The organism is Terrimonas ginsenosidimutans (genome assembly GCF_022012415.1).
Classification (GTDB): Bacteria; Bacteroidota; Bacteroidia; order Chitinophagales; family Chitinophagaceae; genus Terrimonas_A; species Terrimonas_A ginsenosidimutans.
In genome coordinates, this window is the sequence record NZ_JAKLTR010000026.1 from 66,755 (window position 1) to 74,233 (window position 7,479).

A 7,479-nucleotide genomic window follows, 5' to 3' on the forward strand; every position below is an offset into this window, starting at 1 on the left:
ACTTTATCTTTCTATAGTTTCTTGAACATAGTATGAGTACCCTCATGAATTGCATCATCAACAATCAATCTTATCGCTAAACTGGCCGTATCTGACGCCGGAACAGATATTTTTTCAAAAATGTCGTTAGAAGAAATTTCTCGGATAATTGACAATACTTTGTATTGCGAGTCTATTTTTACCAAACTATACTTAAAGTCAAACTTAGGTGGTTTCGGTAAATACAAAAAGATGTCTTTTTGGGCAGATGTTCCATCTCGCCAATTTGCAGTTATCACTTCCGATGTTTGATAGAAAAAGAAACCCTGCTGAACGTCAGATATAAGTTTTTCAGTCAGATCTGAATAGTCAAGATCTATAAGAAGTCTGTTATCTAATGAGTAGAAATGAAAAGACGTTGGCTGTCCATCTTTCCAATTTATTGACGGGCCAGATTTCAATCCATAATAAAAAAATTGTCTCGCATAAATTTGACCGGCAGTATCGTAGAAATTAACGTAGCCATGAGGTAGTCCGCCATGATACATCTGCCGTGAATAGACTTCTCCATTCTCATGAAAATCCGTTTTTATGCCGTCTAATTTACCGTCCTTATAATTACAAGAATAGAGTATCTTACTTGACCTAGGGTCGTAAAACTTTACAAGCCCACTATAAATCGTGTCATCACTAATCTGACCCACAGCTAATAAACTATCGTCAACTAAAAGACGTTTTTCTTGGGGAGACTTGTCTTTGCAACCAGTCAAAATTATAACGAAAATTAGCGAAACAATAATTTTCATACTTTTTATTTCTTGGGTTTGGAAGTATAAATGTTTGTATCAGGCCGCTCGTTACCAGGAGACACAATATGAACATTGTGCTCCATCCCCTTCGGGTCGTCTATCTTTTTGCCGCCAGTTGTGTAATTCACGGCTGGCGGTTTAACATCCTTCGCACTTTGTATTTTCTTTAGTTGATCTTCTATTGCTACCATTCTTTCGAATCCATCCGCAAGATTCTCAAGCTGTTTCCCTAGCTCGCCAGCGAACTGAGCCAACACGCCAAGGTTCTCAACTTTTACACCTCCTATCTTTCCAAGAACGCCTTCAAATACATCAGGTAGTCCTGGATTACCACTTGTAAATCCCGTGATTGCTAATATACGCGATATATCAACCGATTCCGTACCGTGTGCCGCTGTTGGAAGATCATCTTGCCACTCCATGTCTGTGCCATCCCCATATAACCTGAAACCGTAAGCGACACTACCACTATTGCCAGTTTTAAAGTTTCTCAATGCATAGTCAAGTCCACTCATATATCTATTTACCGTATTATCCGTTTCGATACTAATAACACCCAGAACATCTCCCGGTTTAATTTTTTCATGCAAATTCCTCAAGTCTAATATAATATTCTCGGAAATATGTTCTTCCCTAAAATACATACCATCTTCTCTCATTTTAGATGAGTACTCAATCACTCCTTTGGTTGTACGACGAATTGGCAAGTCTGGCTGATTATTTCTCTTGATAGTTATCGTCACAATTTTATCGCTCCCATCTGCATCTTTATGCAAAATTAGATTTCCGCTAACAAAAGCATAGTGGCTTTCATTGGGATATTTCTTTTGCAAAGGATCAAGACTCATCCATCTAGCAATCCAAGGGTCATATATTCTGTTTTCAAAAGCAACTTGATTGCCCTCACCTTTTACTTCATTGTCATTTTTCTTCCCATTGAACCCATACATATAAGCTCCCGACGAGTACGTTCTTCCCACCATCCCCCGTTCCAAACGGATAATGATCATTCGCACTCACCACCTCCGCTCTAAAAAAATACGAATACGACGACGAACTGCACGCACACACCTGCGGCTGCCCCATTCCATCAGTGCCACAATACACATTGGGATTATCCTCCGGACAATACGGTACACGCTTATCACTCACCGTTACCAGCACATTCCCCAGGTGATTGCTTAACTCAAAGAGCTTTTCATGCCTCGTAAAGATATTCAGTTTTGCGAATCCTGTACAAGATTGTACCACGGTATCCACGCCAGCCTCGGAAAACTCCGTTGCAATACCGATCCGGCTCAAAAGAGTGCCGGTTCAATGGAACTGCAGGCTTAGCAATACAACTGGCTATGCATTTGATTATTCTGATCACCTTACTTGACGCGATATTCAATACCCTGCCGATCCCCCGGATGCTCACTCTTTCACAAACCAGCCGCGAATCATTGGTCTGGTATCGTTGTAACAATCTTTATACTTATACCCGTACTGCTGATATTTCCTACAGGCCGCACAATAAAGCTTTTGCGCGCCGTTCTTCTGCTTCCCCGCTTTCTGACATTTTCTCTTGCAAAAATCTACATCCTATAAAACAGGTAATTGATCACATCAATAGCAAAAAAGCCCCTCGAAGGGGTGTATGGTAGATATAAAATCCTGTATTCTGATTATCGGAAATAAAAAAAGAGGCCCCGAAAGGCCTCTGTAAATGTTTGTTTTATAGGAGAAGTTCAAAAACCAGATAATTGATCACATTATCTAATTGATCATATACCGCAAAGGACTTATAATGAATGAATTTTGTAAACCCAACTATTCAGATACATTACCAATTAAAATAGTCATCTAGAATTTCAAATGTCAAGCTATATTCCAGATCATACCAAGCTTTAACAATATTTGTTTTGCTGTCGAAAATATTCAGTCGTGCAAAGAAAAATGGTTCCCGCCTGTAGGCATTGAAAATAGATATTTTTATCCCGGCAAATTCAGTAAAATAGTTAGTCTCTTTTTTTAAAAAAACTGTTATTTCCTCCTCTAATTCATCTGACTTCTTTAAATTCTCCAGTCCGAGATGGAGTTCGTTTTTAATTTTTTCGATATCAAAATACTGTTTGAAAAGTGTTTCAAAATCTGGTTCCATATTATTTACTCGTTTATCAAGTGGTCAAATTTCATCGCCCCTTTGTCATCTATACGACCATAAAGTCTATAGTGACTTACACCTTTGCCTAAAATTTTCACTTTATAATTATAAGTATGTCCTCCACTTTCAATTACTTCATTGCCGGTTAATCTAATAATACCTGTGCTTCCCTGTCTTGTTTTTTCCCAACGTATCTACAGAGGGCAAAAAAACTATAAAGGCCTCACGACTAATACTTCTGTTTTTAAGCAACTATTCTCGCTGCACCACTTATTCTGTTAGATATTCTGATGTAAACTTTTCAAAATCGGGCCAAAAATTTGGATAAAAAACTGTTTCCTCGTTCAACCGTAAGAAAATTGCAATCTCATTCGCCATTTTTAGATCAATTAATGGAGGAGACTTTAGTTTCATAACTTCTATAAATAAAGCCTCAAAAGCCATTTCATACTCATCATGTGATAAATAATGGCAAACAAAATCTGCAGATTCTTTACCTATATCTAATACAGCTACGCCTACGGTTTGTTCTATAAAGAGTTTAATATCTTCGAAACTAATTTCAATCATTTTCCTATTGATTTGGATTTACAGAAGTATTTAGAGGGTATGCCGTTGAGAGCTTTCCAGAATGTTGAGGGTGACTAGTTGGATAAAAATCAACTCGAATTTCGATTCCATCAACTGTTCCCAATTTGAACGGCGCGTTATACAGACCTATCCCCCCTCTAGCATTGACTGTATTTGCAATTTTATTAACTTCCTCAATTATCTTTTGATTTGACAATGTTGCTGGGAACTCGGTTTTACCTGCTTTCCCGCACCAAATTTATGCCTATTTAAAATGTGGTCTTTCCAAACCCAACTAAATCGGGAATGCGATCAACAATAGACATGCTACCCACTTGCAACGGCTGCTCACTCATTCTGAGATCCTCAGTAATAAAGTCAACTCCCTCATGACCCTCACCGCAGCTGCCACAGGCTTTTTAACTGTAGTTTTAACGGTCGCTTCGTCAGAAATCTTGAATTCCCTCGCCCCCTTATTCCATTGTTTTGTAAACTCATTTGCGTCACCTCCAAAAACCGCCAAGTTCTCTTTATACTGTTGCCGGGCACCGGCAAGAGCGAATGCCAACTGCAATGCGTCGGCTGTTAAATTACCAAGCGCATCAGGATCGCCGTTTAATACAGCATCGCCATATGCTTTAGCATACTTTCCAAATTCGGTTTCTTCAAACTTTTTCCCTTGCAGCATCTCGCCGAGAGATCGATACGGCATTAATTGCTGATCCAGCGCCTCTGCTCCCATTCTTGGATCTGCTATGGTCGTAAATGGTCCGGGACGTTCAGGATCAAACCCTATAATATTTCTGAATATGGACTTTACATACCGATTAATAAAATTCCCTTCAACAGGATTCAAATTAGTATTTGACTCAAGGCCATCTATATCGACTGATAAGATTGGAGAATTACTTGCAAACTGATACGGTGTATAAAATGGATACTTTTTACTCAACGGGTCGACTGATAAGAATTTACCCAACCTCGTATCATAAATCCTCATTCCATAATCCTGCTGTGCCTCCACAATATCATTTCCATTCGCATCAGTCTTGACTTCATTATCATTCTCCTTTCCATTGAACCCATACCTATAAGCTCCCGACGAATAATTCCTTCCCACCATCCCCATCCCAAACGGATAATAATCATTCGCACTTACCACCTCCGCTCTAAAAAAATACGAATACGACGACGAACTGCACGCACACACCTGCGGCTGCCCCATCCCATCCGTGCCACAATAAACATTCGAATTATCCTCCGGACAATACGGTACCCGCTTATCACTCACCGTTACCAGTACATTCCCCAGGTGATTGCTTAACTCAAAGAGCTTTTCATGCCTGGTAAAGATACTCAGTTTTGCGAATCCTGTACCAGATTGTACCACGGTATCCACGCCAGCCTCGGAAAACTCCGTCGCCATACCGATCCGGCTGCTGCCGTACAGATGCGTTTCCGTTTGGCGGATTGCTGCTACTCCTGCTTTTTCATATACTCCCATCACATTGCCGGAGGCATCCCGGACATACACTGTCGTTTTAACTACCTCATTGCTGCCGGATGGCGGCGTCACCGTCTTACTCACCCGGTTACCCGATACATCGTACAGGTATTCAATCACCGTACCATCGTCCTTGGTGATGCTGCGGATCTTGCCATATACCGTCCATGCGATATTACTGATATGCTCCTTCGCATCGCTGACCAGGTTACCAATCCTATCGTACGTATAATTGAACGCAGCCTGGTTGTCTATGTCCACCTGATATGCATTACCTCCCGCTTCCCCCTTCACCGCATCCCGCACACTCGCCAGCGGTTGCAGGAACTGGAGCAGCTCGATGAAGATAAAAAGAAGACACTGTATGATCTCATCGATACATACATCAGAGATGCTAAAGCAAGAAAAGCTTACGCTTAAAAGAATAAAGCCCGACGGTTGCCGGGCTAATAAAGCTTATTATTAGACAACTGCTACATTCTTAAATAGATAATGGACGGGTTCTACGAAGCAGATAATTGAGACAACACTATAGGCTTCAGGAAACGATGCTTTCAACGTTTATTTTTTGAACTCAGCAACCTTATCCTCAATATGAAAGAATTTCAATTGCTTTATAAATAAATTAGGGATAATGGAGAAAAATACTCGCCGAGCTAAATTCTCATTTTTATCATCACACCGAAGAGTTATTTCAATTAAATACCCTTCAGAGTCCATCCCGGCAATATTAAAAATGTAGAATCCAGAATTGGAGTCTTTACCAAAAATATAATTATATAAATAACTTCTCCCAGTCTCAGTTCTAATGTACTGAGAAGATGTATCTATTAAGGTAGCATTGCGATTAATCAAGTCTTGATAAATGCGTTCAGTATAAGACTCTAGCGAACTACCGAAACTTCGCCCTACTACCAAGGTAAAAATCTCACTATCCTTAATACTTTTAAAAACTACAAGACTATCACTATCATCCACCAAACTTATGTTTTGAGGAAAATTAATTTCTATTATCCTCGTGGGACTTTTGTGTACTCTCCAAAAAATTGAATCAGTCTTAGTGCCGGAATAGAACCATGTCCCGGCCCTTAAGCCATTTACAAAATAGCCTTCTTGGAATAATTTCCCAGTGGAATCAAAATACTGCCACTTCCCGTCCTTTAAACCTTCTTCATTAAATTTTCCAATCCGCTTAAAACTTGAATGATCTTTACTCACACAAGACACAATGATAATACTTAGTGTAAAAATGAAAAAAGAGAGCTTAAAATGTTTTCCCAACTGTTGTGGTGTTTTTAATAGTTGATCCATTCGGAGTTTCTTTTTTTACTTGAAATAATACACCGACCTTACCGCTATCAAAATTTCCGGTTTTTGATTGCGTAACTTCCAACATACCTCCAATAGAAAACGGATTCGTGCTAGTTTTGGCTTCCACCTTAGTTTTCGTTCCTTCTCCATCTTTTGTAACTGTAGCCGACAAATCCATATTCACTCCACTAACATTAACCTTTTTAATTGTACCTTTTACTGTAGCCGAACTACCATCGGTTTCTGCCTTTGTTTCTAACTCAAATTTACCGGCGGTCTGAATATGGCTGACTTCCACTTTTGTTTTCTCAGTCGTCTTATCGACCAGTATATATGGTCCTATGGCTGGCATGTTATTACTAGAAGATTGAATACCATCAACGACCCATTGTTCCAGATTACCGCCAACATACCTGTTTTTTTCATAAGTAGTGACAAGGCTTGAGCCATTACTAGAAGGAGTATATACTTCAGTCTTGTTAGATGAAAACAGGCCCGTTAATTTATCCCAACCTCTTGCCATCGCTCTTGTGATGTCTGTAGCTGCCTGATAAAACAACTGCTTAGGGTTGACCGCTCTGTAGGGCTCTAAACCATCCAGATCAATCGCATTAGGCACTTCATTCCCTGCAAATTGATATGGCGTATAATACGGAAATTGATCCGCTAATCTGTCTACACAAAAAAATCTGCCGATCTGATTATCATAAAACCGATGCTTATAGTCGTACCACTCTAAACCTGATCCATCACTAAACTCACCACTCTGTTGCTCATAGCCATTATATCTAAGCTTATTCTCAGGCCCTCCGAACGCTAATGCTTTCGATGATATCCCCGCCATAGTGAGGCCGAACGGATAATAATGACTCTCCTCCAACAATCTCCCCCGCACATGCGTTACCTGTAAATTATCAAAGAACACATCACTGTTCGTCTCATTACTCACCCCGGGGCATTGTCCGGGGCTGGCTACAATATACAAATATCCGTTCTTATTTACCGGCATACCGGTTTTGTTAAGTTCCTTCACCACACCACTGCTTTCCACCGGCTCCGCCTAACTCGAACTCCCTACAAAGGTAAACTGCTCATCAAACAAGACCCAGTTCAAATACGCCTTTGGTTTGCCGGACACGCCCGGTTGCGTAGCCAGGAAC

At 40.2% G+C, this 7,479-nt stretch carries 8 protein-coding genes; all 8 read right to left on the bottom strand.

Annotation, left to right across the window (positions count from 1 at the left end; all coding sequences use genetic code 11):
* Positions 1 to 11: 11 nt before the first annotated feature.
* On the bottom strand, positions 12 to 785 hold the full coding sequence (locus LZZ85_RS26320) for a toxin-antitoxin system YwqK family antitoxin (RefSeq protein WP_237876715.1): 774 nt from the start codon (positions 783 to 785) through the stop codon (positions 12 to 14).
* Positions 786 to 790: 5 nt separating this feature from the next.
* Entirely contained in the window at positions 791 to 1,738 is a 948-nt protein-coding gene (locus tag LZZ85_RS26325) for an RHS repeat-associated core domain-containing protein (RefSeq protein WP_237876717.1), read from the bottom strand.
* On the bottom strand, positions 1,710 to 2,090 hold the full coding sequence (locus LZZ85_RS26330) for a hypothetical protein (protein WP_237876719.1): 381 nt from the start codon (positions 2,088 to 2,090) through the stop codon (positions 1,710 to 1,712). Before LZZ85_RS26330 ends, LZZ85_RS26325 begins: the two co-directional genes overlap by 29 nt.
* A gap of 523 nt (positions 2,091 to 2,613) precedes the next feature.
* Positions 2,614 to 2,931, bottom strand: coding sequence for a hypothetical protein (locus LZZ85_RS26335; protein ID WP_237876721.1), 318 nt, complete (start codon positions 2,929 to 2,931; stop codon positions 2,614 to 2,616).
* Positions 2,932 to 3,204: 273 nt separating this feature from the next.
* Positions 3,205 to 3,504 (bottom strand): hypothetical protein, encoded by a 300-nt coding sequence (locus tag LZZ85_RS26340; RefSeq protein ID WP_237876723.1) that lies wholly within the window; start codon positions 3,502 to 3,504, stop codon positions 3,205 to 3,207.
* 352 nt (positions 3,505 to 3,856) lie between these two features.
* Entirely contained in the window at positions 3,857 to 5,314 is a 1,458-nt protein-coding gene (locus tag LZZ85_RS28730; protein WP_237876725.1) for an RHS repeat domain-containing protein, read from the bottom strand.
* A gap of 255 nt (positions 5,315 to 5,569) precedes the next feature.
* Complete coding sequence (locus tag LZZ85_RS26350; RefSeq protein ID WP_237876727.1) at positions 5,570 to 6,319, bottom strand: toxin-antitoxin system YwqK family antitoxin; 750 nt, start codon at positions 6,317 to 6,319, stop codon at positions 5,570 to 5,572.
* Positions 6,273 to 7,328 (bottom strand): RHS repeat domain-containing protein, encoded by a 1,056-nt coding sequence (locus tag LZZ85_RS26355; RefSeq protein ID WP_237876729.1) that lies wholly within the window; start codon positions 7,326 to 7,328, stop codon positions 6,273 to 6,275. The genes LZZ85_RS26350 and LZZ85_RS26355 overlap by 47 nt, the downstream gene beginning before the upstream one ends.
* Positions 7,329 to 7,479 lie beyond the last annotated feature (151 nt).

What these genes read in the sequence shown, in the direction of transcription:
- LZZ85_RS26350 (WP_237876727.1), bottom strand. Translation starts at nt 6,319, where the DNA reads ATGGATCAACTATTAAAAACACCACAACAGTTGGGAAAACATTTTAAG.
- LZZ85_RS26320 (WP_237876715.1), bottom strand. Translation starts at nt 785, where the DNA reads ATGAAAATTATTGTTTCGCTAATTTTCGTTATAATTTTGACTGGTTGC.
- LZZ85_RS26335 (WP_237876721.1), bottom strand. Translation starts at nt 2,931, where the DNA reads ATGGAACCAGATTTTGAAACACTTTTCAAACAGTATTTTGATATCGAA.
- LZZ85_RS26325 (WP_237876717.1), bottom strand. Translation starts at nt 1,738, where the DNA reads ATGTATGGGTTCAATGGGAAGAAAAATGACAATGAAGTAAAAGGTGAG.
- LZZ85_RS26340 (WP_237876723.1), bottom strand. Translation starts at nt 3,504, where the DNA reads ATGATTGAAATTAGTTTCGAAGATATTAAACTCTTTATAGAACAAACC.
- LZZ85_RS26355 (WP_237876729.1), bottom strand. Translation starts at nt 7,328, where the DNA reads ATGCCGGTAAATAAGAACGGATATTTGTATATTGTAGCCAGCCCCGGA.